Genomic DNA, 24,618 nt, shown 5'->3' with positions numbered 1-24,618 from the left:
CGAAATTCAGCCGCAAAACAGTCGCTTTGTTCGCCGAGCTTGCGCCGATATCAGAATTGATTTCAGGGACACGCGATGAACCGCACCGCCAATAAGGCCCCCTATTTCAGCCAATGGGAAACGGCGTCGATGACGCTCTCCGTGCTGGAGCGCGGCGCTTCCGCCTTGCTGGATGATCCGCTCTGGCAGCGATCCGGCGCCGACAGCGTCGAGGAATATGCGCGCTGGGCCGTCAACATCTGCGGCATGGCCTGCCTGAAGATGATCCTTGCCGCCAGGGGTGAAGACCACCGCATCATTGATCTCGCGCGCGGCTGCACCCGCTTCGGCGGTTATGTCGTCAACGAGGAAGACCAGTCGATCAAGGGGCTGATCTACGCGCCCTTCGTCACCTATGTCGGCGAGACCTTCGGCCTCGACGCAAAAACCATCACCAGCCTGCCGACACCTGGTATCGCCGACATCCTGAAGGACAACACCTTCTTCATCGCCTCGGTCAACAGCCAAATCCGCTGGCCGGACCGCCAGCCGCCCACAAAAGGCGGCCACCTCGTGCTGGTGACGGCGGCAAGCGCTGATACCATCCGCTTCCACAACCCATCCGGCCATGACGAAGCCAGCCAGGCCGATGTCGAGCTGCCGATCGAGATCTTCGACCGCTTCTTCGCCAATCGCGGCGTCGCCATCAGGCTCGACCGATAACAACGATCCAAGGGGACCCATCCGCCATGCCGACACAGCCCGCCCACCCGACATCTCCCCGCCCGCGCATCGCCATCCTCTTCGGCGGCCGCTCGCCGGAGCACGACGTCTCCATCCTCTCGGCGACCAATGTCGTCGCAGCACTCGACGCTGAGCGCTACGACGTCCTGCCGATCTTCGTGACGAGGGAAGGACAATGGCGGCTCCTGCCCAAGGGTACCACGCTTTCGTCCGCCACCAAGGTCGAGGAAGCCGGCGAGGTCAGCCTTCTGCCCGGCGGCCAGGGCCGCATGCTCGCCATCCCGCAAGGCGCGCAGCCCTATGAAGTCCCCGCGATCGACGTCCTCTTCCCTGTACTGCATGGAATGCATGGCGAGGACGGCTCGATCCAGGGTCTGGCATCCGTTGCCCGCGTGCCGCTCGCCGGCTGCGGCCTGCTCGGATCGGTGACCGCCATCGACAAGGACATCGCCAAACGCCTGCTCCGGGAAGCTGAGCTGCCCGTGGCGAAAGCGCTCTGCATCGAGGAAGACAGCGTTCCCTCCTTCGACACAGCTGCGCGCGAACTCGGCCTCCCCCTCTTCATCAAGCCCGCCCGCCAGGGCTCCTCGGTCGGCGTCAGCAAGGTCAGGCGCCAAGAGGATTTCGCCGCCGCGCTTGCCGAGGGCTTCAAACACGACAGCAAGCTGCTCGCCGAGGAATTCATCGCCGGCCGCGAGATCGAGTTCAGCGTGCTCGAACATGCGAATGGCGAAATCACCGTCTCTCTGCCGGGCGAAATCGCGCCGGCCGAAAGCCACGGTTTTTACAGCTACGAAGCGAAATATATCGATGAAGCAGGTGCAGCACTCCGCGTGCCCGCGCAACTGCCGAAGGAGACCGAGGACGAGCTGCGCAAGACCGCCCGCCGGGCCTTCAAGGCGCTCGGCTGCGACGGCATGGCCCGCGTCGATTTCTTCCTGATGCAGGACATGTCCTTCGTGGTCAACGAGCTCAACACCATCCCCGGCTTCACCAACATCAGCATGTACGCCAAGGCGATGGCCGCATCGGGCGTCAGCTACGCTGAGGTGCTGGATGTCCTGATAGACAGGGCGTTGACGCGCGGTGGCGGCTGAGGCTTTAAGTTGGGGACAGGTTAAGCCTGAGGGCCCGTTCACAACCGTTTCTTAACCGTGTCATGCCACAACTCTAGGCACGATTTGCCAGAGAGTTTTGCGTGTCCATTATGGCGGTCATCGAGACGGCGGAGAAGATGCTACCGGCGAGCCTGCGTCCTGCGGGCGGTCGCCTTCTTCGCATGCTCGGCGACATCATGACGAAGCGCGGCGAAAAGGCCGCCGCCCAGCGCATGGCGCTGACTGCCTTCGCCATCCGCGTCATCAGCGCCGCCCTCGCCTTTCTTTCCCAGATCATCCTGGCGCGCCTGATGGGCGAGTACGAATACGGCATCTTCGTCTTCGTCTGGGTGCTGATCGTTCTCTTCGGCGATCTCTCCTGCCTCGGCTTCCACACCGCCATCGTCCGCTTCCTGCCGCAGTACAAGGCATCGGGCGCCTTCGAGGAAATTCGCGGCCTGACCGGCACCGCCCGGATCTTCGGCCTGCTGTCCGGCACCGCGGTGCTCGCCATCGGCATGATCGGCCTGCATCTCTTCGGCGATCGCATCCAGAGCTATTATGTCGTGCCGATCTTCCTCGGCCTGCTCGCCATGCCGATGATCGCGCTGGGCGACATATTGGAAGGCACCTCGCGCGCCAACCACTGGCCCGTCATGGCGCTGAGCCCCGTCTATATCATCCGCCCGATCCTGATCATCACCTGCATGCTGGTCGCGATCGGCCTCGGCGCGCCGCACACGGCGGTCACCGCCATGCAGGCGGCGCTGGTCGCAACCTATCTCACCGCGCTCGGCCAGTATGTCGCGACCCTCATCCGCCTGCGCCGGCATTATCACCAAGGTCCGAGCAAGGTCGATTTCTTGAGCTGGCTAAGCGTCGCCTTCCCGATCTTCCTGATCGAGGGCGTCAGCTTCCTGCTCACCAATTCCGATGTCGTCGTCGTCGGCATTTTCCTCGAGCCGCACGAAGTCGCCATCTACTTCGCAGCCGCCAAAACCATGGCGCTGGTCCACTTCATCAACTTCTCGGTCAAGGCCGCCTCCGGCCCGCGCTTTTCCAGCATCATCGCGGAGGGCACCCGCGCCGAGCTCGCCGCCGCCGCCTTCGATGCCGCCAGATGGACCTTCTGGCCGGCGCTGGCGGTCGGCCTCGTCGTGCTCGCGGCCGGGCACCTGCTGCTCTCGCTCTTCGGCGGCGCCTTTACGGCAGGCTATGTGCTGATGGCGATCCTGCTTGCCGGCATTCTCGCCAAGGCGCTGGTGGGCCCCGCCGAGACGCTGCTCATGATGGCAGGAAAGCAAAATATCTGCGTCGCGCTCTATGCCGGCGCGCTGACGGCAAACGTTACCCTCAACATTCTCCTCATCCCCCATTTCGGCATCGAGGGCGCGGCGATCGCCACGGCCTCCGCCATGGGCGTCGAGGCGGTGCTCTTGCATCTCGCAGTCCGCCGCACGCTCGGCATCGCCCTCTTCGCCTTCGCCAGACCGGCCAGCGCCGGCAACGATATGGAAGCCTGACAGTATGGTGCGCAATCCTCCCGGAACCCAGACCACAGACTCGACCGCCAACCGCATGGTCCACGAGCTGGCATCGCTGGAATTCGATGCACCGCAGGCCGAAGCCCGCGTCGAGATCGGCCGCCCCGGCCGCGAGCTCTGCGTCTACTCCGGCAAGCTCGGCTACGACCTGCAGGACGAACTGGACTTTCTCTCCAACCGCGCGCTGGAGCCGAACGTCTTCTTCACCGGCCGTTTCCTGGCGCCCGCCATGCCGCGTCTCGATGACCGCGAGGTCAACTTCGCGCTGCTGCGCGACCAGAACGAGACCCGCAGCCGCCTGCGCGTGCTGATGCCGTTCTCGGTCGAAAAGCCGGGCTTTGCCGTCGGCCCCTCGATCATCCGCGTCTGGGCGAACAGCTTCGCGCCCCTGGGCACGCCGCTGCTCGACGGCGAGGATGCCGCCGAAACGCTCGACAATTTCCTCGAAGGCCTGACCGCCCGCGACCTGCGCATGCCCGGCATCCTGGTGCTGCCGGATCTGCGCCTGAACGGCATCTTCGCCCGCATGATCCGCGCCGTCGCCATCGGCCGCAACCTGCCGATCACGACCACCAACCCCTATCTGCGCCCGATGCTGCAGAGCGACGAGGACGCCGTCGCCTACCTGCGCCAGTCGGTCTCCTCCTCGCACATGCGCGAGATGCGCCGGCAATGGCGCCTGCTGGAAGAGAAGGGAACGGTCGTCTACAACGTCGCCCGTCAGCCGCGCGATATCCACATGCGCTTCGAGGAATTCCTGGCGCTCGAAGCCGGCGGCTGGAAGGGCAAGAAGCGCAGCGCGCTCGTCACCGACCGCCTGCACATGGCCTTTGCCCGCGAGGCGATCTCCAACCTGGCCGCCGTCGACGCCGTTCGTATCCACTCGATCGACTTCAACGGCAAATCGATCGCCTCCACCGTCGTCCTGATGATGGGCGGCGAGGCCTATACGTGGAAGACCGCCTATGACGAGACCTACGCCCGCTACTCGCCGGGCAAGCTGCTCATGGGCGAACTCACCGAATGGCACCTCGACGACGCCAACATCGTCCGCTCGGACAGCTGCGCCGTCCCCGACCATCCGATCATGAGCCGCTTCTGGCAGGAACGCGAAGAGATGGGCACCGTCGTCATCGGCCTCAACCAAAACGCCGACCGCGACGTCCGCCAGGTCGCCACCCAGCTCCACCTCTACAGCAGTACCCGCAACGTCGCGAAGATGCTGCGGCAGAAGATCATGTCGCTTGCTGGGCGGGGGTGAGGTGTGGGGGCCTCGAGAGCGGCCATATCCGGCTGTGGTGCTCGTGATACCCCCCTCTGCCCTGCCGGGCATCTCCCCCACAGGTGGGGAGATCGGCTAGACGCGCCCGCTCGCTCCTGCCGCAACGTTTGGCGACGAGCTCTCCACGAGTCGATCTCCCCACCTGTGGGGGAGATGCCCGGCAGGGCAGAGGGGGGTGCCACACGGCACAACGGAAACCAGACGATGAATGGTGCCGCCCCCTCAGAAATCACAGGACGTCTTGCAACTGCGCCTCGCCGTCATGCAGGAAGCACGCCTTGTTGAACAGGCCGAGATCGACGAAGTTCGGAAGGCGTATGTCGACAATGTCGGGAAGGCGTTTTTCCTTGGCTTCGAATGACCGGTCTACCTGCGAAATGAACCCCAGGATCACACCGGTCTCGCGTGCGAAATCCCCGAGGGACCGCAACTGCTCTGAGAGAGCAGGCTTGCTTCGCTGTTGGTCGAGCAGTTGAAGGTAATCGATAACCGCGATTGTTCCCGGTTTTGATCCCGCCATGTATGTCGTGATGTAGTCGGCGCTGATCTCATCGGACGTGGAGATCTCAATTCGATCGGCAACAACGCCACTCGCCTCATCAAGCGTCCTCAAGCGCCTGCGCGCCTGCTCCTCCGTGAATTCAAGCGTAAACAACACGGCCCGGCGGCCACTGCGAGCCACATCCATCAGAAGTTTGAGGCCAAGCATGGTCTTGCCGTGCCCGGGGCGCCCCGCAAGCAGCAGGAGATCGCCGTGTTCCAATCGGGACAATATCGTTTCGGAAAGCGGTCCCGAAGACATGCTGGCTGAGAGCAGGCTCCACCTCGCAAAGCCCTCGTCTCGGGCGATCTGGTCCAATGCTTCGTTAAGCGCAATGCCATCGTTGCGCGCCATCAATTTGGCCCGCCGTTTAAGCTGAAATATCGGTGCCGAAAGCTTCATTACAAACCTCCATCACGAGCAGAACCGCAACCCCTCCTTATGCGATGCTCGAACAGATGGTTCGATGAATGGCCTCACCCTGCATGTGAGATGCTTTCCCGAAAGGAGGGAGGAGGCTTGGGTCCAGCCTGTGGCCAGAAGCTAGCGAGTTGCGTGATTCGCGGCAAGCGCCACTCAGCGCATTGCCGCCACACTACCCCTCACCCACCGCCGGCTCGCGCAGCATCCTCCGGATCACCTTCCCCGATGTCGTCAGCGGCAGCGCGTCGACAAACGCCACCTCGCGCGGATATTCATGCATCGACAGCCGCATCTTGACCCAGTCGCGGATCTCCGCCGCCAGCGCGTCGCTTGCCGCAAACCCCGGCGCCAGCACTACGTAAGCCTTGACGATCTCGGTGCGCAGCGCGTCGGGCTTGCCCACCGCCGCCGCCATCTGCACGGCCGGATGGCCGGTCAGGCAGTCCTCGATCTCGGCCGGGCCAATGCGGTAGCCGGATGAGGTGATGACGTCGTCGTCGCGGCCGAGGAAGGTGACGTAGCCGTCTTCGTCCTCTCGCCCGAGATCGCCGGTCAGCAGCCAGTCGCCGGCGAATTTGCGCGCGGTCGCCTCCTCGTCGTTCCAATAGCCGAGAAACATCACCGGGTCAGGCCGCGCGATGGCGATCTGGCCGACCGCGCCCGGCGCCAGCACCGCGCCGGCCTCATCGACGATGGCCACCTCATGCCCCGGCACCGCCTTGCCGATCGCCCCCGGCCTGCTGACGCCGAGGGCCGCGTTCGACGACAGCACGAAATTGCACTCCGTCTGCCCGTAGAATTCGTTGACGCCGATGCCGAGCGTGCGGCTTGCCCAATCATGCGTCTCCGCCCCCAGCGCCTCGCCGGCGGCACCGATGGTGCGCAGCTTGAGATCGTATCGCTGGCGCGGATCGGGCACCGATTTCATCAGCCGCAAGGCCGTCGGCGGAATGAAGCCGTTGCGCACCTTCATCTCGGCCATGATCCTGTAGGCCGTATCAGCATCGAATTTCTGCGCCGGCGACGAGACCACGGGCACGCCGAGCATCAGGCTGGGCAGCAGCGCGTTGAGAAGGCCGCCCGCCCATGCCCAATCCGACGGCGTCCACATCCGGTCGCCCGGTTGCGGAAAGTTCTCGTGCGCGAACTGGATGCCCGGAATATGCCCGGCGAGCACCCTGTGCCCATGCAACGCCCCCTTCGGCGCGCCTGTTGTGCCCGAAGTGAAGATCATCAGCGCCGGCTCGTCCGGCCCGGTCGGCGGCACGTCGAAGCTTGGCGCGTGGCCGTCCACCAGACCGCGGAAGGAGACGACGTCGGCGCCGTCATCAGCGGCGTCAACGCTGATCACCGTCTTCAGGTCCGGCAGCCGGTCGCGGATTTCATGGATACGCTCGAGGCCGAAACCATTGGTCACGACCGCGGCCGCACCCGATGTCTTCAGCCGGTATTCCAGCGCCTCGACGCCGAAGAGCAGCGCCAGCGGCACCGCGATCGCGCCCATCTTGTAGATCGCCATATGGGCAATGACAGTCTCGAAGGACTGCGGCAGAAGCAGCGCCACCCGGTCGCCCCTCGTGAGACCGAGCGCAACGAGCCCATTGGCAAGCGAGGCCGAGCGCGCCGCAAGCACGCCATAGCTCAGCGAAAGATGATCGCCATCCGGGCTGAAGTGCTGAAGACAGATCCGCTCCGGCTCGCGCGCCGCCCAATCGTCCGAACACACCCGGCCGATGTTGAAATCCTCGGGGATCGTCCAGGCGAAATCGCGGTAGAGATCGTCATAGCGAGCGCGCGGCGGCAGCTTCATGGGCGCAGGATCATCGATGGGGTCTCGGGGCAAGAGTCCGTTTATGCTGCAGCAGCTAACACCCTGGGCGCGGCTCACGCAAGCGTGAAGCCCGGATCGCCCTTCCCACCCCGGTGAACGCATGGTTGTTTGCCGCAACCGCTGCCAATCTGGCGGGTCGTGCCCTAGATACGGGTAGCGCTAGGGTTTCTTTTCTCATCACGGAGCGATTTCATGGAATACGTCAAATTCGGCGGCACCGGCCTCGAAGTCTCGAAGATCTGCCTGGGCTGCATGACCTTCGGCGAACCCGGCCGCGGCAATCACAGCTGGACACAGGCCGAAGAGCCGAGCCGCGCGCTGATCAGACAGGCGCTCGAAGCCGGCATCAATTTCCTCGACACCGCCAACACCTATTCCGACGGCTCGTCCGAGGAAATCGTCGGCCGCGCGATCAGGGATTTTTCGCGCCGCGAGGAGATCGTGCTCGCCACCAAGGTGTTCAATCGCATGCGTCCGGGCGCCAACGGCGCCGGCCTGTCGCGCAAGGCGATCTTCGACGAGATCGACAACAGCCTGAAACGCCTCGGCACCGATTATGTCGACCTCTACCAGATCCACCGCTTCGACCCGACGACGCCGATCGAGGAGACGCTGGAAGCGCTGCATGACGTCGTGAAGGCGGGCAAGGCGCGCTATATCGGCGCTTCATCCATGCATGCCTGGCAGTTCGCCAAGATGATCTACACCTCAAGGGCCAATGGCTGGACGCCCTTCGTCAGCATGCAGGACCACCTGAACCTGCTCTACCGCGAGGAAGAGCGCGAGATGCTGCCCTTCTGCCAGGACCAGAAGATCGCCGTCATCCCCTGGAGCCCGCTGGCGCGCGGCCGCCTGACCCGCGACTATGACGAAAAGACCGCCCGCAGCGAGACCGACGAATTCGGCAAGACGCTCTACCAGCAGGCCGAGGACGCGGACCGCGCGATCATCGGCGTTGTCGGCGATCTCGCCAGGAAACACGGCGTCTCTCGCGCCCAGGTCGCCACCGCCTGGATCCTGCAGAAAAGCGCCGTCACCGCCCCGATCATCGGCGCCTCGAAATCCGGTCATATCGAAGACGCCGTCGGCGCTCTCTCGGTCAAGCTCTCGGCCGAGGATATCGCGGCGCTGGAAGAGCCCTACGTGCCGCACCGCGTCGAGGGCTTCAAGTAAGGCTGCTGGACACCGGCCTGCCTCGCTCAGGCAGGCCGACCACCCTTCCCAAGATATCGCCCCCGAGGATATCCCCATGACCGTCATCCCCTTCGAGGCCCGCCGCTTCCGCTCGACGGCCGCCTATTACACCCGCTACCGGGTCCCCTACCCGGACAAACTGATCGCCCGCGTCGCCGAGCGCGCCGGCCTGCAGACAGGCGAGCGCCTGCTCGACCTCGGCTGCGGCCCCGGCCAACTCGGCATCGCCTTCGCCCGCATCACAGGTGCAAGCGTCACCGGCATCGATCCCGAACCGGAGATGCTGGAGACCGCACGCGCCGATGCCGACACGGCCGGTATTGCCGTCGATTTCATCCAGGGCTCGTCCTACGATCTCGGCGCGTCGCTCGCGCCGCTGAAGATGACGGTCATGGGCCGCTCCTTCCACTGGATGGACCGTCCGGCGACGCTCGAAGCACTCGATGCCATCACCGTCGAAGACGGTTGCGTCGTGCTCTTCGGCGATCGCCATATCGTCTCGACGCCGGATTGGCGCACAGCCGTCAACGCGCTGGCGGAAACCTTCGCGCCAGACCGCAGCGCCGACCGCGAACGCCGCAAGAGCCCGGATTGGATCGCCCATGAAACGGTCCTGCTGCACTCGCCCTTCAACCATCTCGAGCGGATCGGCATCGTGAGCGAGCGCCAGCTGACCGCGGACGACATCATCGGCCGCGCCTTCTCGACCTCGGTGACGTCACCGGAAACGCTGGGAGACAAGGCGGAAGCCTTCGAAAGCGAGCTCCGCGCCGCCCTCTCAAGGCTTTCGCCGGATGGCCGCTTTGCCGAGACGGTCGAGATCAGTGGCCTTATCGCTCGTCGCGGTTAGCCCTTAGCCGGCGAAAGAGCGTCGCGCGTCGTGAACAGGAATTTGTCGGACAGCTCCCGGCTCTCCACCGCGCGCGCCAGGATCACCGCACCCATCATCGCCGACAGCGTCGTGAACCCCTTGGCGCGGCGCTCTTCGGCACTGTCGCCGGGCACGATCTCGGAGAGTATATCGACCAGCGCCGACAGGCCGTCATTGAAGGTCGAGCGTACGGCACCTTGGCTGCGGCTGACCTCTTGCACCAGCGAGGCGAAGACGCAGCTGCCGCCGGGATCGTCGACGCTGCAGCGCGACAGATAATGATTGAGGAGCGCATCGAGCGGCGCATCCGGGGCGCCTGCTATGATCTCGTTCCAGCGGATCTTCACCCGCTCGATCAGCGCCCGGCTGACCTCGAGCGCCAGATCTTCCTTCGACTGGAAATGCCCGTAGAAGCCGCCATGGGTCAGCCCCGCGGCCTTCATGATCTCGGCCACGCCTGTCGATTCGAACCCCTTCTCGCGAAACAGCACGCCCGCGACACCGAGGATCTTCTCCCGGTTTTCCGCGAATTTCTCCCGGCTGACGCGCATAGCAAGGCTCCTAAAAAACACCGCTTGACAATTTATATGACGCGCATCATCAATAATCAACAATGATGATGACCATCATCTAAATATTTGCATTAGCCTTCCGGCAACCCCCGAACGGAATAGCCCCATGGTCTCCACTGCACTTGCCTCCACGCTGGCGCGGCGCAACATCCACTACGGATGGGTCGTCGTCGCCGCAACCTTTCTCACCATGCTGGTCACCGCAGGCGCCATGGGCGCGCCGGGCGTGCTGATCAAGCCGCTGCAGGACGAGTTCGGCTGGGAGACCTCGCAGATCTCGTCGGCGCTCGCCGTCCGCCTGCTGCTCTTCGGCCTGATGGGCCCCTTCTCGGCCGCCTTCATGAATTATTTCGGCGTCCGCAAGGTCATCGTCTTCGCCATGATCCTGATCTCAAGCGGCTTCGTCGGCTCGCTGTTCATGACCGAGATCTGGCAGTTGCTGCTGCTCTGGGGCATCGTGGTCGGCCTCGGCACCGGGCTGACCGCCATGGTGCTCGCCGCCACCGTCTCCGCCCGCTGGTTCACCAAGCATCGCGGCCTCGTCGTCGGCATGCTGTCGGCGAGTTCCGCCACCGGCCAGCTGGTCTTCCTGCCCCTGATGGCGCAGCTGACGGAAAGCTACGGCTGGCGCGCCACCGTCTTCTTCGTCTGCGGCATGATCCTTTTCGCAGCGCTGGTCGTGCTCGCCTTCATGCGCGACCGCCCCTCCGATCTCAACCTCCCCTCCTTCGGCGAGGACCGCATCACCCCTCCGCCCGTACAGACAGGCGGCCTGCTCACCATGCTCGCAGCCCCAATCGTCGTCCTCAAGGACGTCTCGAAGACCTCGACCTTCTGGATCCTGTTTGCCACCTTCTTCATTTGCGGCTTGAGCACGAATGGCCTGATCCAGACGCATTTCGTCACGCTCTGCGGTGATTTCGGCATCCTGCCGGTGGCCGCCGCCAGCGTGCTTGCCGTCATGGGCATCTTCGATTTCTTCGGCACGATCGGCTCCGGCTGGCTGTCGGATCGTTTCGACAATCGCTGGCTGCTCTTCTGGTATTACGGCCTGCGCGGCCTCTCCCTGCTCTTCCTGCCGTTCAGCGATTTCTCCTTCTACGGCCTGTCGATCTTCGCGGTCTTCTATGGCCTCGACTGGATCGCCACCGTGCCGCCGACGGTCAAGCTTGCCGCCGAGCGCTTCGGCAAGGAGAAGGTCGGCATCGTCTTCGGCTGGGTCTTCACCGGCCACCAGCTGGGTGCCGCCACGGCCGCCTACGGCGCCGGCCTGTCGCGCACCGAGCTGCAGAGCTATCTCCCCGCCTTCTTCATCGCCGGCGCCTTCTGCCTGCTCGCCTCCATACTGGCGATCACGATCAGGAAATCCGGCCTCCCCACCCCGGCCGTCTCCGTCGCTCACTGAAGACATGCTTCCGGCCGAAGCCATTCGGCCGGAAGCCCCACGAAATCAGCCCGATACCCGCATCCCCGTCTTGCGCCATCAGTCAAACGCATGCTAGACACCCGCCTCGTCGGTATCCGTTGCCCCATTGGCGGAATTGGTAGACGCGCTCGACTCAAAATCGAGTTTCGAAAGAAGTGCTGGTTCGACTCCGGCATGGGGCACCACTGGACTTCCCGTTACCGCGCGGCCTTTGCGTTTTAATATGACCTAAAGTTGAGAACGGTTGTCGCCCTGTTACGCGGGCGCTCCCGAAAGCCACGCCGCCGACTCATGCCCCGACTATCGAAAAGCAGGCGCAAAACGGTTCTTTCCGGCTTTCCGCCCGCCCATACATAGCTCAATTTAAATCAGCAGTTTAATTTCCCCCGCACATCGGTCAAAGTGCCGGCTCCCAAAAGGAGAACACATAAGCGTGCATCACGACGTCCCCCTCATTGCCACCATTGCCGTCAGTTTCGGGTTCGCGGCGATCCTTGGCTATCTTGCCGATCGCCTGCAGCTGCCGCCGCTGGTGGGCTATCTGCTGGCCGGGATCTTGATGGGGCCGATCACGCCGGGTTTCGTGGCCGATACCGGGCTTGCGAGCCAGTTGGCCGAGATCGGGGTGATCTTGCTGATGTTCGGCGTGGGGCTGCATTTCTCGGCGCGTGACCTGCTTGCCGTGCGCGGCGTCGCCATTCCGGGCGCGATCGCGCAGATCCTGGTCGCGACGCTGCTCGGCGTCGGGCTGGCGGAATGGTGGGGCTGGAGCCTCGGCGCCGGCATCGTCTTCGGGCTCAGCCTCTCGGTCGCAAGCACCGTGGTGCTCCTGAAGGCGCTGGAGGAGCGAAATCTGGTGAATGCCGCCAGCGGCCGCGTCGCCGTCGGCTGGCTGATCGTCGAGGATTTGGCCATGGTGCTGGCGCTGGTGCTTTTGCCTGCTTTGGCCGAGCTGCTCGGCGGCCACGCGCCATCGGGCGCGCATGGCGCCGCCATGCCGCTGCCGCTGACCATCGCGCTGACGCTTCTGCAGGTCGGCGCCTTCGCCGCGATGGCGATCTTCCTCGGCCCCAAGGTCGTGCCGTGGCTGTTGATCCGCGTCGCTCGCACCGGCTCGCGCGAACTCTTCACGCTCACGGTTCTGGCACTGGCGCTCGGCATCGCCTTCGGCTCGGCGCAGATCTTCGGCGTGTCCTTCGCGCTCGGCGCCTTCTTTGCCGGCGTGGTCATGAGCGAATCCAGCCTCAGCCACCGCGCCGCCGCCGATTCCCTGCCGCTGCAGAACGCGTTTTCGGTGCTGTTCTTTGTGTCCGTCGGCATGCTGTTCGATCCGTCGATCATCGTGCGGCAGCCGCTCGGCGTGCTCTCCGCTCTACTTCTGATCATCGTCGGCAAGGGGGTCATCTCCTTCGTCGTCGTCACGCTGCTGCGCTATCCCATCGGCATGGGCCTGACGGTGGCGGGCGGCCTGGCTCAGATCGGCGAATTCTCGTTCATCCTAGCCGGCCTCGGCGTCACGCTCGGCCTATTGCCGACAGACGGGCAGGACATCATTCTTGCCAGCGCCATCATCTCGATCACGCTCAACCCCATCGTCTGCGCCGGCGCCGAGGCGCTGCATGGCTATATCCAGCGCCGCTGGCCGCAAAGCGCCCGCCATGGCCACGCCAATTTCGACCTGCTGAACGACGAGCTCGACAAGATCCGCGCCATCACCGAAGCGCGCGAACACCAGCACCAGCTGGAAATGCGCGAGCTCAGCGAGACCTTCCCGCTCTTTGCCAATGTCGACGAGAACTCGCAGGAAGAGCTACTCCTGCTGTTCCGCCCGAAATCGGCGCTTCCCGGCGAGCGCGTCATGCGCAAGGGCGATCGCGGCGGCGGCATGTATTTCCTGTCGGCGGGCGCCGTCGAAGTGCAGCTGCCTGATGATGCGATAAGGCTGGAGCCCGGCGCCTTCTTCGGCGAGATGGCGCTGCTCAGCGGTGGACGCCGCAACGCAGATGTGGTCGCCGTCGATTTCTGCCATTTCTTCGTGCTCGAACGGCGTGATTTCAACATGTTCACCGCGAAACATCCGGCGCTGCGCCAGATGGTGAGCGAGATGGCGCGCGAGCGCACCGAGATGAATGTCATGCGCCAGAAGCGCGTCCCTTCATCAGGTATCGCGTCCTGATCCCGCGCCATCACGGCACAATCCCCTCGCACGATCACGAAGAGTTTTTTACCGCACTGCCGCATGACTGACACAGCAGCCATTTACAGGCCGATATCAGGCCCATAAAGCTCATGCACGCAACCTGAAAGGACCGGAATGCTTCGCAGATTGTACGACTGGACCATGTCGCTGGCATCTCGCAAATCGGCCGAAGTCTGGCTTGCCGTTATCGCCTTCGTCGAAAGCTCCGTCTTTCTCGTTCCGGCCGATGTCCTTTATCTCCCGATGGCGCTTGCCAAGCCCGAGCGCGCCTATCGCTACGCGCTGGTGGCAACCGTCGCCTCGGTTCTCGGCGGCATCGCCGGCTGGGCGCTCGGCTATTATGCCTATGACACGATCGCCCGCCCGGTTCTGGAGTTCTACGGCAAGCTCGATGCCTTCGAGCAGATGCGAACCTACATCCACGACGAATGGGAAATCCTGCTGCTGTTGCTGGTGACGTCAGGTCTCGCGCACCTGCCGCCGATCAAGATCGTCACCATTCTCGCCGGCGTCATCCACATGAACCTCGGCTTCTTCATCATCTCGGCGATCATCGCCCGTGGCGCGCGCTTCCTGTTTCTCGCCTGGCTGCTGCGCCGCTATGGCGAACCGATCCGCCACTTCATCGAAAAGCGCCTCGGCCAGATCACCGCGATCGTTGCCGGCGTGCTGATCGTGGCAGGTGTCGGCTACAAGCTGCTTGCCCACTGATTATCCGCTAACACCATAATTCCCATGCGCCATTTGCCCGGAGCCCCCGCATGACTTTCTCTGTCCGCCGTCCCACCTTCATCTATTCCATCGTGCTGGCGATCGGCATGGCCGTGGTCATCGGCTCCGCGCTCGGCTTCCAGTATATCGGCGGCTATATTCCCTGCGAGCTCTGCCTGATGCAGCGCCAGCCCTATTATTACGGCATCCCGCTGGTCATCATCGGCGCCATCACCTCGGCGCTCGGCCTGCCCAACTGGATCGGCCGCACCTTCCTGCTCGCCGGTGGCCTGCTGATGATCGTCGGCGCCGGCATGGGCGTCTATCACGCCGGTGTCGAATGGCACTTCTGGGCCGGCCCCACCGCCTGCTCGACCAGCGCCAGCAGCATGACGCAGAACGCCGGCGATCTCCTGACGGAACTCAACACCATCAAGGGCCCCTCCTGCACGGAAGCGGCACTGCGCGTCGCTGGTCTGTCCATGGCTGGCTGGAACGTGATCGCAAGCCTGATCCTCGCCGCCTTCGCCTTCGTCGGCGTGCGCAAGTCCGCCTGATCAGGATAGCCTGATCAGTTAGGCGTAAAGCAGTCCTGCCCGGAAACGGGCCGGACTGGGATCAGGGCTGCAGTTCGCTATCCCAGTAGAGATAGTCGAGCCAGCTATCGTGCAGATAGTTCGGCGGGAAGAGCCGGCCATTGTTGTGCAGGTCCTGCACGGTCGGCTGGTAGGGCTTCTGGTGCGGGAACATGCCTGCCTGCTTCGGAAGCTTGCTGCCCTTTCTGAGATTGCAGGGAGAGCAGGCCGCCACGACATTCTGCCACGTCGTTTCGCCGCCATGGGCGCGCGGAATGACGTGATCGAAGGTCAGGTCGTTATGATCGCCGCAATACTGGCACTCGAACTTGTCGCGAAGGAACACGTTGAAGCGCGTGAAAGCCGGATTGCGCGAAGGCTGCACATAGGTTTTCAGGCACACGACGCTCGGAAGCCGCATCGAATAGCTCGGCGAGGAGACCGAATGTTCGTATTCCGCGATGATATTCACACGGTCAAGGAAGACCGCCTTGATCGCGTCCTGCCAGGACCAGAGCGACAAGGGGTAATAACTCAGCGGCCGATAGTCAGCGTTCAGAACGAGCGCTGGCAGGGCCTGAGGTGAAACAGCAATCGTCAAGGCACTCTCCTGATCGATTCGGCATCTGCACTCTTATATTAGGCCGGTTGTGACGGCATTGTGAAGTCCAATAAATTCAAGCCACACAATGGCATTTCTATGTGTTGCCGTTCAGCCGACCGGAACCAGGCCGCGGCCCAGTTTCGCTGCATAATACGCCCAGAAAAGCCGCGCCGCCACCGATCTCCACGGCGCCCAGTCCGCCGCCAGTGTGGCCAGCTGTCGCGCGCCGGGCCGCGCATCCAGGCCGAAGGCCGCCGCCACCGCGTTCTGCAGCGCCACGTCGCCGGACGGAAAGACGTCGGCATGCCCACCGCAAAACATCAGATAGACCTCCGCCGTCCATGGCCCGACGCCCTTCAGCGCCGTCAGCGCCGCCAACGCCTCCTCCGGCGGCAGGCCCGAGAGCGCCTGCAGGTCGAGCCCGCCGGAGGCGACAGCCTCGGCGATCCGTGTCAGCGTCTCCGCCTTGGCGCGCGACAGGCCGACCTCGCGCCATGCCTCGGGGTGCAGGCCGGCATAGGCCTCGGCCGTCAGCACGACATCGCCAGGCCGCATCCGCCGCCAGATCGCCTCGGCGCTCGCCCGCGACACCATCTGCGACACGATGATATGCGCCAGCCCTTCGAAGCCGGGCTCCCGCAATCGCAGCGGCAGCGGACCGGCATCGGCGGCGATCGAGACGAGACGCGGGTCGATGATGATGAGTTCGGCCAATCCCTGGGCCACATCCCCGTCGTTGCGAATGATATGCACGCTTCCTCGCGATATTCAAAAATCCGTGGCAGAAGAAAGCATGATCGCGATTCCCCGTCAAAAGCCCGTCTTCCGTTTTGCCCCGAGCCCCAACGGCCCACTGCATCTCGGCCATGCGCTCTCGGCCTTCCTGAACCGCGACATGGCCGACGCCGCCGATGGGCGCTTCCTGTTGCGCATCGAAGACATAGATCTCACCCGCTGCACACCCGAATTCGAAGCGGATATCTACACCGACCTCAGATGGCTCGGTATCGACTGGGAAGAGCCGGCGCGCCGACAGTCGGAGCATTTCGACGCCTATCAGACGTCCTTGGCCGACCTGATCGACCGCGGCCTCGCCTACCCCGCCTTCCTCACCCGCGGCGAGGTCAAGGCCAAGGTCGCTGCATCGGAGGCATCAGACAGCGCTTGGCCGCGCGATCCCGATGGCTCACCGCTCTACCCCACGGATGATTGCGACCGTCCCTTAGCCGAGCGGCAGGCGATGCTGTCCTCCGGCCTGAAACACGCCTGGCGGCTGGATATGGCGAAGGCGCTTGAGCAGATCGGCGAACCGCTCGCATGGCAGGAGACCGGAGACGGCGACCGGGGCGTGATCGCCGCCGACCCTTCATCCTGGGGCGATGTCGTGCTCTCGCGCTCGGATGCGCCGTCGAGCTATCATCTTTCCGTGGTGGTCGACGACGCGCTGCAAGGCGTCACTCATGTCGTGCGCGGTCTCGATCTCTTCCACGCGACCTCGGTGCATCGCGTCCTGCAGACGCTGCTCGATCTTCCGGCACCGACCTATCACCACCATCGCCTCGTCACCGACACGACCGGCCGAAAGCTCTCGAAAAGCAGCGGCGATACCGGCCTCTCGGAGCTACGAACCCGAGGCGTCCCGGCGCACGATATTCGCCACCTCGTCGGGCTTTGACGGCTTCTGGCCCTGGCCGCTCAGGAAATTGTGCGAGAAGATCGCCCGCACCCGGAATTTCAGGAGTGCCGCGTTAAGCTCGGCGCCGATGATGAAGATCACCCCGATCATGTAGAGAAAGATCAGCACGATCATCACCGATGCGAGGCCCGCATAGGTGGCGGCGTAGTTGGCGAAGGTCGCGAGATAATAGGCGAAGATCAGCGCGCCGATGAACCACAGGATCAGCGTCAGAAGCACGCCCGGCACGACATCGAACACCCTGCGTCGTCCGGCCGGAAGCCACAGATGCACGACCAGAAGACCGACCGTCAGCACGAACAGCGTGCCGTAGATACGCCAGTTGAAGACGATGTCGAGCGTGTCGGCGAATAACGGAAACCACTGCCGGGCATAATCGAGCGCCAGCGGCACCGCCACGAGCAGGATGCTGATCGCCGCGAAGATCGTTACCGCGATCATCACGAAGCCGAGGCTGGCGAGACGGGTGAAATACCAGGGCCGCGTCTCCTGCACGCGGTAGGCGCGGTTGAGCGAGATGCGCAGCGCCTCGACGCCGTTGGAGGCGAAGTAGGCGGCCGCCAGCACCGAGATCGTCAACAACCCGCCGCGCGGCACGGTCAAAACCAGCAGCACCTGGTCGGCGAGCGGCTTGGCGATCGCCTCCGGCCATGTGTCGAAAACGAGGTGAACGGCGGTCATCGAGAACTGGTCTGCGCCGAGGAAATTCGCAAGCGCGGTGCCGAAAATCAGGAATGGGAAGACGGCAAGCAGCGTGGAAAGCGCGACATGGCTTGCCATGGCGAAGCCGTCATCTTCAAGGAAATGCCAGATCGCATCGTAAAGCACATCATACAAGATGCGAAAAAGTTTCAGCATTCCGGCTCCCGGCATTCCTCATTGTGTCGCCCGATCGAATATGGGAAACGAGTCCTAGTTTGTACAGGAATCATTCCATGTCGGATCAACGCACTATCATCATTACCGGATGTTCGTCCGGGATCGGTGCCTATTGTGCTCGTGCGTTGAAGGCCGACGGCTGGCGGGTCTTTGCGACCGTCAGAAAGTTCGACGATCTGGCGCCGCTTGAGGCCGACGGCATCGAAGCCTTCCGCATGGATTACACCAGCACCGATTCGATCGCCGACTTCGTCCACGAGATCACGGCGCTCAGCGGCGGCCGCATCGACGCGCTCTTCAACAACGGCGCCTATGGCCAGCCTGGTGCCGTAGAGGATCTGACGACGGACGTGCTGCGCGAGCAGTTCGAGACCAACTTCTTCGGCTGGCACGAGCTGACGCGGCAGATCATTCCGCTGATGCGCAAGCGCGGTGGCGGCCGTATCGTGCAGTGCTCGTCGATTCTAGGTGTTGTGCCCTACCGCTATCGCGGCGCCTACACCGCCTCGAAATTCGCGCTTGAGGGGCTGAGCATCACCTTGCGCATGGAGCTCGAAGGCAGCGGCATCCATGTCAGCCTGATCGAGCCCGGCCCCATCGCCTCGCGCTTCGTCGCCAATTCGCTCGCGAAGATCAACGAGCACATCGATGTCAGGGGCTCCGCGCATGCGGTGGATTACCGCCGCCAGCTGGCAAGGCTCGATGGCTCCGGCCCGGCCAACCGCCACAAGCTCGGCCCCGAGGCCGTCTATGATGTCCTGAAGCACGCATTGAACGCCCCGCGCCCGCGACCACATTACCCAGTGACGCGGCCGGCCAAGCAGGGCATGTTCTTGAAAAAGCTCTTGCCCGCGGACCTCTTCTACCGGCTGCTGCGCAGGTTCGATTGAGGAGGAGGAAACCCAATGTCTACTGTCGTCTACGTTCTCGCCATCATCGTGATGGGCCTTGTCGCCATCGTTCTGATCCGTGGCCTGTTCAACATGATGAAGGGCGGCGACGCCAACCTGTCCAACAAGCTGATGCAGCTGCGCGTGCTCTTGCAGGCCGTCGCCGTGCTCCTGATCATGCTGACGCTCTGGCTGACCGGCGGCGGTCGCCCCAGCTGATCACCCCACAGAGGAGGAGATAAAGCATGGTCAAGCTCAACAAGATCTACACCAAGACGGGCGACGACGGCACGACCGGCTTGGTCGCCGGCCCGCGCCGGCTGAAGGACGATCTGCGCGTCGAGGCCTTCGGCACCATCGACGAGGCCAATTCGGCGATCGGCATCGCGAGATTGCACATGCAGGGCATGCCGGATCTCGATGCGATGCTGATGTCGATCCAGAACGATCTCTTCGATCTCGGCGCCGATCTCGCCACGCCCGACACCGGCACGCCGCCGGAATACGAGCCGCTGCGCATCGTCGAAAGCCAGGTGACGAGCATCGAAAACGACATCGACAAGCTGAACGCCGATCTGCAGCCGCTCAAATCCTTCGTGCTGCCGGGCGGCCACTCCGCCGCAGCCCACCTGCATCTGGCGCGCACCATCACGCGTAGGGCCGAACGGCTGATGGTGACGCTGTCGCGCAGCGAAGGCGAGATCGTCAGCGCAGCGGCGCTCAAATACGTCAATCGCCTCTCCGATTTCCTCTTCGTCGCCGCCCGCCATGCCAACGATCGCGGCCACGCGGATGTGCTTTGGGTTCCCGGAAAAAACCGCTAGGCTTGAGCTGATCGACATCAAGCAACTGGACCGCCGGCCCATATGTTCATACCGCTGCACGATGCCAACACGCTGAAGCATATCAAGCTGCAATGGGTGACGATGGGGCTGATCGCGGTCAACATCGTCGCTTGGCTGTTTACCGGCGTCATCGCCACGGAATCGGTCGCGCAGGCGGCCTTCGTCGGCCTCGGCTATATCCCGGCCGTCGCCTTTCATTACGCCCACCTGGAACCGGCGCTCGCAATCACGCCCGAGCCGCTGACCTATATCAGCTATTCCTTCGTCCATTCCGGCTTCTGGCACCTTGCCTCCAACATGCTGTTCCTCTGGGTCTTCGGCGACAATGTCGAGGATGCGATGGGCCATCTGCGCTTCCTCGTCTTCTATCTTCTTTGCGCCATATCGGGCGCGCTGGTGCATGGCCTGATCGGCATGACCTCGCAGGCGCCGCTGATCGGCGCGTCCGGCGCCATATCGGGTGTGGTCGCGGCCTATCTGATGCTGCACCCGCGCGTGAAGGTCTGGGTGCTGGTCTTCATGCGCGTGCCGCTGCCGCTTCCAGCCTTCGTTCCGCTGATACTCTGGACCGGCCAGCAATTCGTCATGCTGGCGCTCGAGCCGGACGGTAACGTCTCCTGGGGCGCCCATGTCGGCGGCATTATCGCAGGCGCTCTTCTCGTGCTCGTCATGCGCCGTCGCGGGGTGCCGCTCTTCGACAGCGAGGTGGTGACGCCCAAGGCCGTGCGCGACCGCCCGACCCCCAATCCCGCCATGATCACCATCCCCGGCCAGCCACCGCGCCCGCGCTTGCCCTGGGACAAATGAAGCCGAAAATATTGACGTGAACGTAAAGGTAATATAATCCCCATGGAATTTGCCTGTCTGCGTCATGGAAGCGTTGTCTTTGGAGGAAAAACGCGTATCCATGTCGCCATTCGACAATCGGAGCAGCGCGGAAACGCGCATTTTCTTGGCGAAAGAGTTGAAGGAAGGACCACATGAAGATTCTCGTCCCAGTAAAGCGGGTGGTTGATTACAACGTGAAGATCCGCGTGAAGCCGGATGGCACGGGCGTCGAACTGGCCAACATCAAGATGTCGATGAATCCCTTCGACGAAATCTCGGTGGAAGAGGCGCTTCGCCTGAAGGAAGCCGGCAAGGCCGAGGAAGTGATCGTGGTCTCGATCGGTCCAGCCAAGGCCGAAGAAACGCTGCGCACCGCGCTCGCCATGGGCGCCGACCGCGCCATCCTCGTCGAGACCGACGATGCCGTCGAGCCGCTCGCCGTCGCCAAGATCCTGAAGGGCGTTGCAGACGCCGAACAGCCGGGCCTCATCATCGTCGGCAAGCAGGCGATCGATGACGACTCGAACCAGACCGGCCAGATGCTGGCGGCATTGCTCGGCACAGCACAGGCAACCTTCGCCTCGAAGATCGAGATCGGCGACAACAAGGCAACCGTGACCCGCGAAGTCGACGGCGGCCTGCAGACCATCGAGGTCAAGTTGCCGGCCGTGGTCACCACCGACCTGCGTCTCAACGAGCCGCGCTACGCTTCGCTGCCCAACATCATGAAGGCGAAGAAGAAGCCGCTCGACAAGAAGGCGCCCGCCGATTTCGGCGTTTCCACCGCGCCGAAGCTCAAGGTGCTGAAGACCGAAGAACCCTCCGGCCGCAAGGCAGGCGTCAAGGTCGCATCGGTCGCTGAGCTTGTCGAAAAGCTCAAGTCCGCTGGCGTCCTCTAAGGTTCGAGAAAGGAGATATCATCATGGCCATTCTTCTTCTGGCTGATCACGACAACGCAACCCTTTCCGACCAGACCGCCAAGACGCTTGCGGCAGCCGCCAAGATCGGCGGCGACGTGCATGTGCTGGTCGCCGGCAAGGGCGCCAAGCCCGCAGCCGATGCCGCCGCCAAGCTGTCGGGCGTCTCCAAGGTCCTGCTCGCCGAAAGCGACGAGCTTGCCAACAATCTGGCCGAGCCGCTGGCCGACCTGATCGTTTCGCTGGCAGCAAGCTACGACACCATCATCTCGGCCGCCACTTCGGTCGGCAAGAACGTGCTGCCGCGCGTCGCCGCCCTGCTCGACGTCGCCCAGGTCTCCGAGATCATCGAGGTCGTCTCATCAGACACTTTCAAGCGCCCGATCTATGCTGGCAACGCCATCCAGACGGTGCAGTCGACCGACGCCAAGAAGGTCATCACCGTGCGCACGGCGTCCTTCGCCGCTGCCGCTGAAGGCGGTTCGGCTTCCGTCGAGGCGATCCCCGCCGTCTCCGATCCGGGTCTCTCCACCTTCGTCAAGGATGCGCTGTCGACCTCCGACCGTCCGGAACTGACCTCGGCCAAGATCATCATCTCCGGCGGCCGCGCACTGGGTTCCTCGGAGAAGTTCCAGGAAGTGATCCTGCCGGTTGCCGACAAGCTCGGTGCCGCCGTCGGTGCCTCGCGCGCCGCCGTCGATGCCGGCTACGCGCCGAACGACTGGCAGGTTGGCCAGACCGGCAAGGTGGTCGCGCCCGATCTCTACATCGCCTGCGGCATCTCCGGCGCCATCCAGCATCTGGCCGGCATGAAGGACTCGAAGGTCATCGTCGCGATCAACAAGGACGAGGAAGCACCGATCTTCCAGGTCGCCGATTTCGGCCTCGTCGCCGATCTCTTCGACGCCCTGCCCGAGCTGCAGAAGGCTCTGTAAGTCGGTGGATGCCCGGTTTCGCGTGGCGTGCCGGGCTTCCATGATCGCGTGTCATCTTTCGCACATGCGAGCGACTGGAAAATTATCTTTTTAGGGGCTACTACTGCTGCCGGGCGATCATTCGTCCGGCAGTTTTGTTGAATAGGTACGGCAATCGCGGGGGCGAAGGCCGAGCAGGGGTGTGGAGATGACTGCGGTGTTCAAGACAATCGGAATTATCGGCGCGGGCCAGATGGGTTGCGGCATCGCGCAGGTTTCGGCTAGCGCAGGCTACAAGGTCCACATCTACGATCTCACCCAGGATCGCATCGAGCGCGGCCTTGCCACCATCAACGGCAACCTCGCCCGCCACGTCACCAGCGGCAAGATGACCGACGAGGAGCGCTCGAGCACGCTCTCCTTGATATCGGGCTCCGCCGACATCAACGACCTCGCCTCCTCCGATCTGGTCATCGAGGCCGCGACCGAGGACGAAAGCGTCAAGCGCAAGATCTACGCCACGGTCTGTCCGGTCCTGAAGCCGGAAGCGATCATCGCCACCAACACCTCTTCTCTTTCGATCACCCGCCTGGCATCGGCCACCGACCGCCCCGAGCGCTTCATGGGCATCCACTTCATGAACCCGGTGCCCGTCATGAAGCTGGTCGAACTGGTACGCGGAATCGCCACCGAAGAGACCACCTTCAAGAAGGCCCGCGAATTCGTCGCCTCGCTCGAAAAGACCGTCACCGTCGCCGAAGACTTCCCGGCCTTCATCGTCAATCGCATCCTGCTGCCGATGATCAACGAGGCGATCTACACGCTCTACGAAGGCGTCGGCACCGTCGATGCCATCGACACCGCCATGAAACTCGGCGCCAACCACCCCATGGGCCCACTGCAACTCGCCGACTTCATCGGCCTCGACACCTGCCTGTCGATCATGCAGGTGCTGCATGACGGCCTGGCGGACTCGAAATACCGCCCGTGCCCGCTGCTGGTGAAGTATGTCGAAGCCGGCTGGCTGGGGCGCAAGTCCGGCCGTGGGTTCTATGATTATCGCGGTGAGGTTCCGGTTCCGACGCGGTAGGTTTTTTGCGCGGACGTCTGTGGGAAGCAGGGGCCGCAATTGCCGAGCCCGGAGCCCCCTCATCCGCCTGCCGGCACCTTCTCCCCGTTGGGGAGAAGAGACGTGTGGCACTCGCTCGCCACAAAATTCAGCGAAATCCTTCAGCCTCAGCGCTTAAGTAGGGCAGAGCGCCACCCCCAGCCACTTCTCCCCAACGGGGAGAAGTGCCGGAGCGTCAGCGAGGCGATGAGGGGGCCACCGGCGCAAACGTCGCGACAGCCACCCCCAACTCCCCAAAAACTAAATCCCCACAGCCCCCTTGATCAGCGCCTTGGCATCCGCGCTATCCCAGGCCGCTGGTCCGTTCATCGCCGAGATCAGGCACCCCTTGTCGTCGATCAGCAACGTCACCGGTAGACCGAACGCCAAGCCCTGCTTCTTCAGCCCGTTGAACACCGCAATCGTGTCGTCGCGGTAGAGCTTCAGCGCGTCGACACCCGTCTCCGATAAAAACGTCTTCGGCTTCTCGTCGTCGCCGGTGTCGATATTGACGGGCACGACCTGGAACTTGTCGCTGCCGAGTTCCTTCTCCAGTGTGTTCAAGGCCGGCATTTCCTCGCGGCAGGGCACGCACCATGTTGCCCAGAGATTGAAGAGCACCGTCTTGCCGGCGAAATGGTCGAGCGTCATCGGCTTGCCCTCGGCATCCTTGAAGGCGATCGAGGTCATCCGGACCGGCTGCTCGGGCGCGACCATGGCGGCCACCTCGCCCTTCAGGAAGGGCTTGATGCGGGTTGCGATATCTTTTGTGGCCTTGCATTCGCCCGCCGCCATATCGGCGCCGCCATTGCCAGACCCCGTCTCCTTAATGTAAACCGCTGCCGCACCGGCAATAATGCCTGCGACGACCGCGATCCCGATCAGTTTCAGGGATGGCAGGCGCAAGGGCGTTCTTGTTGTCATTTCATTCTCCCGGACACGCGTTC

Annotated in this window: 25 protein-coding genes and 1 tRNA gene; 19 read left to right on the top strand and 7 right to left on the bottom strand. The window is 63.5% G+C overall.

Going from position 1 to position 24,618, the window contains the following annotated elements; translation table 11 throughout:
- Positions 1-75: 75 nt before the first annotated feature.
- From AC1DOG_RS22215 to AC1DOG_RS22200, 4 genes are all read left to right on the top strand, one after another.
- A complete protein-coding gene (locus AC1DOG_RS22215; protein ID WP_477931093.1) occupies positions 76-702 on the top strand; it encodes a C39 family peptidase in 627 nt (208 codons plus the stop codon).
- Between the two features lie 26 nt (positions 703-728).
- Positions 729-1,820 carry a D-alanine--D-alanine ligase family protein gene (locus AC1DOG_RS22210; RefSeq protein WP_477931091.1) on the top strand — a complete coding sequence of 364 codons (1,092 nt, stop codon included), beginning with the start codon at positions 729-731 and terminating at the stop codon, positions 1,818-1,820.
- Between the two features lie 110 nt (positions 1,821-1,930).
- Positions 1,931-3,343, top strand: a complete 1,413-nt coding sequence (locus AC1DOG_RS22205) for a lipopolysaccharide biosynthesis protein (RefSeq protein ID WP_477931113.1) — start codon at positions 1,931-1,933, stop codon at positions 3,341-3,343.
- Between the two features lie 4 nt (positions 3,344-3,347).
- A complete protein-coding gene (locus AC1DOG_RS22200) occupies positions 3,348-4,625 on the top strand; it encodes a GNAT family N-acetyltransferase (protein ID WP_018901521.1) in 1,278 nt (425 codons plus the stop codon).
- Between the two features lie 250 nt (positions 4,626-4,875).
- On the opposite strand, the gene AC1DOG_RS22195 is transcribed toward AC1DOG_RS22200, so the two are convergent.
- Positions 4,876-5,589: a DNA helicase gene (locus AC1DOG_RS22195; RefSeq protein ID WP_477931089.1), complete on the bottom strand. Its 714-nt coding sequence runs from the start codon at positions 5,587-5,589 to the stop codon at positions 4,876-4,878.
- Positions 5,590-5,782: 193 nt separating this feature from the next.
- Entirely contained in the window at positions 5,783-7,420 is a 1,638-nt protein-coding gene (locus tag AC1DOG_RS22190; protein ID WP_477931087.1) for an AMP-binding protein, read from the bottom strand.
- Positions 7,421-7,633: 213 nt separating this feature from the next.
- On the opposite strand from AC1DOG_RS22190, the gene AC1DOG_RS22185 reads away from it, so the two are divergent.
- Positions 7,634-8,614, top strand: a complete 981-nt coding sequence (locus AC1DOG_RS22185; RefSeq protein ID WP_477931085.1) for an aldo/keto reductase — start codon at positions 7,634-7,636, stop codon at positions 8,612-8,614.
- 76 nt (positions 8,615-8,690) lie between these two features.
- On the top strand, positions 8,691-9,485 hold the full coding sequence (locus AC1DOG_RS22180; protein WP_477931083.1) for a class I SAM-dependent methyltransferase: 795 nt from the start codon (positions 8,691-8,693) through the stop codon (positions 9,483-9,485).
- On the opposite strand, the gene AC1DOG_RS22175 is transcribed toward AC1DOG_RS22180, so the two are convergent.
- Positions 9,482-10,057 carry a TetR/AcrR family transcriptional regulator gene (locus AC1DOG_RS22175; RefSeq protein ID WP_477931081.1) on the bottom strand — a complete coding sequence of 192 codons (576 nt, stop codon included), beginning with the start codon at positions 10,055-10,057 and terminating at the stop codon, positions 9,482-9,484. The genes AC1DOG_RS22180 and AC1DOG_RS22175 overlap by 4 nt on opposite strands.
- A 127-nt stretch (positions 10,058-10,184) precedes the next feature.
- Between AC1DOG_RS22175 and AC1DOG_RS22170 the strand changes: the two genes are divergently transcribed.
- The 5 genes from AC1DOG_RS22170 to AC1DOG_RS22150 all read left to right on the top strand — a co-directional run bounded on the left by AC1DOG_RS22170 (position 10,185) and on the right by AC1DOG_RS22150 (position 14,972).
- A complete protein-coding gene (locus tag AC1DOG_RS22170; protein WP_477931080.1) occupies positions 10,185-11,483 on the top strand; it encodes an MFS transporter in 1,299 nt (432 codons plus the stop codon).
- Between the two features lie 121 nt (positions 11,484-11,604).
- Positions 11,605-11,689, top strand: a tRNA-Leu gene (locus AC1DOG_RS22165).
- A gap of 248 nt (positions 11,690-11,937) precedes the next feature.
- Complete coding sequence (locus tag AC1DOG_RS22160) at positions 11,938-13,680, top strand: cation:proton antiporter domain-containing protein (RefSeq protein WP_477931079.1); 1,743 nt, start codon at positions 11,938-11,940, stop codon at positions 13,678-13,680.
- Between the two features lie 138 nt (positions 13,681-13,818).
- Positions 13,819-14,415, top strand: coding sequence for a YqaA family protein (locus AC1DOG_RS22155; protein ID WP_018901513.1), 597 nt, complete (start codon positions 13,819-13,821; stop codon positions 14,413-14,415).
- A gap of 50 nt (positions 14,416-14,465) precedes the next feature.
- Positions 14,466-14,972 (top strand): disulfide bond formation protein B, encoded by a 507-nt coding sequence (locus AC1DOG_RS22150; RefSeq protein WP_477931076.1) that lies wholly within the window; start codon positions 14,466-14,468, stop codon positions 14,970-14,972.
- A 61-nt stretch (positions 14,973-15,033) separates the two neighbouring features.
- On the opposite strand, the gene AC1DOG_RS22145 is transcribed toward AC1DOG_RS22150, so the two are convergent.
- The gene (locus AC1DOG_RS22145) at positions 15,034-15,591 is read right to left on the bottom strand and encodes an HNH endonuclease (protein WP_018901511.1); all 558 of its coding nucleotides are present in this window, start codon (positions 15,589-15,591) and stop codon (positions 15,034-15,036) included.
- A gap of 111 nt (positions 15,592-15,702) precedes the next feature.
- Complete coding sequence (locus AC1DOG_RS22140) at positions 15,703-16,347, bottom strand: DNA-3-methyladenine glycosylase family protein (RefSeq protein WP_477931074.1); 645 nt, start codon at positions 16,345-16,347, stop codon at positions 15,703-15,705.
- A 40-nt stretch (positions 16,348-16,387) separates the two neighbouring features.
- On the opposite strand from AC1DOG_RS22140, the gene gluQRS reads away from it, so the two are divergent.
- On the top strand, positions 16,388-17,269 hold the full coding sequence (gene gluQRS / locus AC1DOG_RS22135) for a tRNA glutamyl-Q(34) synthetase GluQRS (RefSeq protein WP_477931072.1): 882 nt from the start codon (positions 16,388-16,390) through the stop codon (positions 17,267-17,269).
- On the opposite strand, the gene AC1DOG_RS22130 is transcribed toward gluQRS, so the two are convergent.
- Complete coding sequence (locus AC1DOG_RS22130; RefSeq protein WP_018901508.1) at positions 17,216-18,148, bottom strand: YihY/virulence factor BrkB family protein; 933 nt, start codon at positions 18,146-18,148, stop codon at positions 17,216-17,218. The two genes, gluQRS and AC1DOG_RS22130, sit on opposite strands and share 54 nt — an antisense overlap.
- Positions 18,149-18,225: 77 nt before the next feature.
- Between AC1DOG_RS22130 and AC1DOG_RS22125 the strand changes: the two genes are divergently transcribed.
- From AC1DOG_RS22125 to AC1DOG_RS22095, 7 genes are all read left to right on the top strand, one after another.
- The gene (locus tag AC1DOG_RS22125) at positions 18,226-19,059 is read left to right on the top strand and encodes an SDR family oxidoreductase (protein WP_477931070.1); all 834 of its coding nucleotides are present in this window, start codon (positions 18,226-18,228) and stop codon (positions 19,057-19,059) included.
- Between the two features lie 15 nt (positions 19,060-19,074).
- Positions 19,075-19,278, top strand: coding sequence for a twin transmembrane helix small protein (locus AC1DOG_RS22120; RefSeq protein ID WP_018901506.1), 204 nt, complete (start codon positions 19,075-19,077; stop codon positions 19,276-19,278).
- Positions 19,279-19,304: 26 nt separating this feature from the next.
- On the top strand, positions 19,305-19,883 hold the full coding sequence (locus tag AC1DOG_RS22115) for a cob(I)yrinic acid a,c-diamide adenosyltransferase (protein ID WP_477931068.1): 579 nt from the start codon (positions 19,305-19,307) through the stop codon (positions 19,881-19,883).
- Between the two features lie 42 nt (positions 19,884-19,925).
- The gene (locus AC1DOG_RS22110) at positions 19,926-20,711 is read left to right on the top strand and encodes a rhomboid family intramembrane serine protease (protein WP_477931066.1); all 786 of its coding nucleotides are present in this window, start codon (positions 19,926-19,928) and stop codon (positions 20,709-20,711) included.
- 173 nt (positions 20,712-20,884) lie between these two features.
- Positions 20,885-21,631, top strand: a complete 747-nt coding sequence (locus AC1DOG_RS22105; protein WP_477931064.1) for an electron transfer flavoprotein subunit beta/FixA family protein — start codon at positions 20,885-20,887, stop codon at positions 21,629-21,631.
- Positions 21,632-21,654: 23 nt separating this feature from the next.
- A complete protein-coding gene (locus tag AC1DOG_RS22100) occupies positions 21,655-22,584 on the top strand; it encodes an electron transfer flavoprotein subunit alpha/FixB family protein (RefSeq protein WP_477931062.1) in 930 nt (309 codons plus the stop codon).
- Between the two features lie 187 nt (positions 22,585-22,771).
- Positions 22,772-23,653, top strand: a complete 882-nt coding sequence (locus AC1DOG_RS22095; protein ID WP_026283550.1) for a 3-hydroxybutyryl-CoA dehydrogenase — start codon at positions 22,772-22,774, stop codon at positions 23,651-23,653.
- 279 nt (positions 23,654-23,932) lie between these two features.
- On the opposite strand, the gene tlpA is transcribed toward AC1DOG_RS22095, so the two are convergent.
- On the bottom strand, positions 23,933-24,595 hold the full coding sequence (tlpA, locus tag AC1DOG_RS22090; RefSeq protein WP_477931060.1) for a thiol:disulfide interchange protein TlpA: 663 nt from the start codon (positions 24,593-24,595) through the stop codon (positions 23,933-23,935).
- Positions 24,596-24,618 lie beyond the last annotated feature (23 nt).

The sequence above is a fragment of the Rhizobium sp. 01N48 genome, from assembly GCF_056399145.1.
The sequence above is the reverse complement of the archived record's forward strand: the minus strand, read 5'-3'. Positions and strand labels throughout refer to the sequence as shown.

What these genes read in the sequence shown, in the direction of transcription:
- AC1DOG_RS22215 (WP_477931093.1), top strand. Translation starts at nt 76, where the DNA reads ATGAACCGCACCGCCAATAAGGCCCCCTATTTCAGCCAATGGGAAACG.
- AC1DOG_RS22210 (WP_477931091.1), top strand. Translation starts at nt 729, where the DNA reads ATGCCGACACAGCCCGCCCACCCGACATCTCCCCGCCCGCGCATCGCC.
- AC1DOG_RS22205 (WP_477931113.1), top strand. Translation starts at nt 1,931, where the DNA reads ATGGCGGTCATCGAGACGGCGGAGAAGATGCTACCGGCGAGCCTGCGT.
- AC1DOG_RS22200 (WP_018901521.1), top strand. Translation starts at nt 3,348, where the DNA reads ATGGTGCGCAATCCTCCCGGAACCCAGACCACAGACTCGACCGCCAAC.
- AC1DOG_RS22195 (WP_477931089.1), bottom strand. Translation starts at nt 5,589, where the DNA reads ATGAAGCTTTCGGCACCGATATTTCAGCTTAAACGGCGGGCCAAATTG.
- AC1DOG_RS22190 (WP_477931087.1), bottom strand. Translation starts at nt 7,420, where the DNA reads ATGAAGCTGCCGCCGCGCGCTCGCTATGACGATCTCTACCGCGATTTC.
- AC1DOG_RS22185 (WP_477931085.1), top strand. Translation starts at nt 7,634, where the DNA reads ATGGAATACGTCAAATTCGGCGGCACCGGCCTCGAAGTCTCGAAGATC.
- AC1DOG_RS22180 (WP_477931083.1), top strand. Translation starts at nt 8,691, where the DNA reads ATGACCGTCATCCCCTTCGAGGCCCGCCGCTTCCGCTCGACGGCCGCC.
- AC1DOG_RS22175 (WP_477931081.1), bottom strand. Translation starts at nt 10,057, where the DNA reads ATGCGCGTCAGCCGGGAGAAATTCGCGGAAAACCGGGAGAAGATCCTC.
- AC1DOG_RS22170 (WP_477931080.1), top strand. Translation starts at nt 10,185, where the DNA reads ATGGTCTCCACTGCACTTGCCTCCACGCTGGCGCGGCGCAACATCCAC.
- AC1DOG_RS22155 (WP_018901513.1), top strand. Translation starts at nt 13,819, where the DNA reads ATGCTTCGCAGATTGTACGACTGGACCATGTCGCTGGCATCTCGCAAA.
- AC1DOG_RS22150 (WP_477931076.1), top strand. Translation starts at nt 14,466, where the DNA reads ATGACTTTCTCTGTCCGCCGTCCCACCTTCATCTATTCCATCGTGCTG.
- gluQRS (WP_477931072.1), top strand. Translation starts at nt 16,388, where the DNA reads ATGATCGCGATTCCCCGTCAAAAGCCCGTCTTCCGTTTTGCCCCGAGC.
- AC1DOG_RS22130 (WP_018901508.1), bottom strand. Translation starts at nt 18,148, where the DNA reads ATGCTGAAACTTTTTCGCATCTTGTATGATGTGCTTTACGATGCGATC.
- AC1DOG_RS22125 (WP_477931070.1), top strand. Translation starts at nt 18,226, where the DNA reads ATGTCGGATCAACGCACTATCATCATTACCGGATGTTCGTCCGGGATC.
- AC1DOG_RS22120 (WP_018901506.1), top strand. Translation starts at nt 19,075, where the DNA reads ATGTCTACTGTCGTCTACGTTCTCGCCATCATCGTGATGGGCCTTGTC.
- AC1DOG_RS22115 (WP_477931068.1), top strand. Translation starts at nt 19,305, where the DNA reads ATGGTCAAGCTCAACAAGATCTACACCAAGACGGGCGACGACGGCACG.
- AC1DOG_RS22110 (WP_477931066.1), top strand. Translation starts at nt 19,926, where the DNA reads ATGTTCATACCGCTGCACGATGCCAACACGCTGAAGCATATCAAGCTG.
- AC1DOG_RS22105 (WP_477931064.1), top strand. Translation starts at nt 20,885, where the DNA reads ATGAAGATTCTCGTCCCAGTAAAGCGGGTGGTTGATTACAACGTGAAG.
- AC1DOG_RS22100 (WP_477931062.1), top strand. Translation starts at nt 21,655, where the DNA reads ATGGCCATTCTTCTTCTGGCTGATCACGACAACGCAACCCTTTCCGAC.
- AC1DOG_RS22095 (WP_026283550.1), top strand. Translation starts at nt 22,772, where the DNA reads ATGACTGCGGTGTTCAAGACAATCGGAATTATCGGCGCGGGCCAGATG.
- tlpA (WP_477931060.1), bottom strand. Translation starts at nt 24,595, where the DNA reads ATGACAACAAGAACGCCCTTGCGCCTGCCATCCCTGAAACTGATCGGG.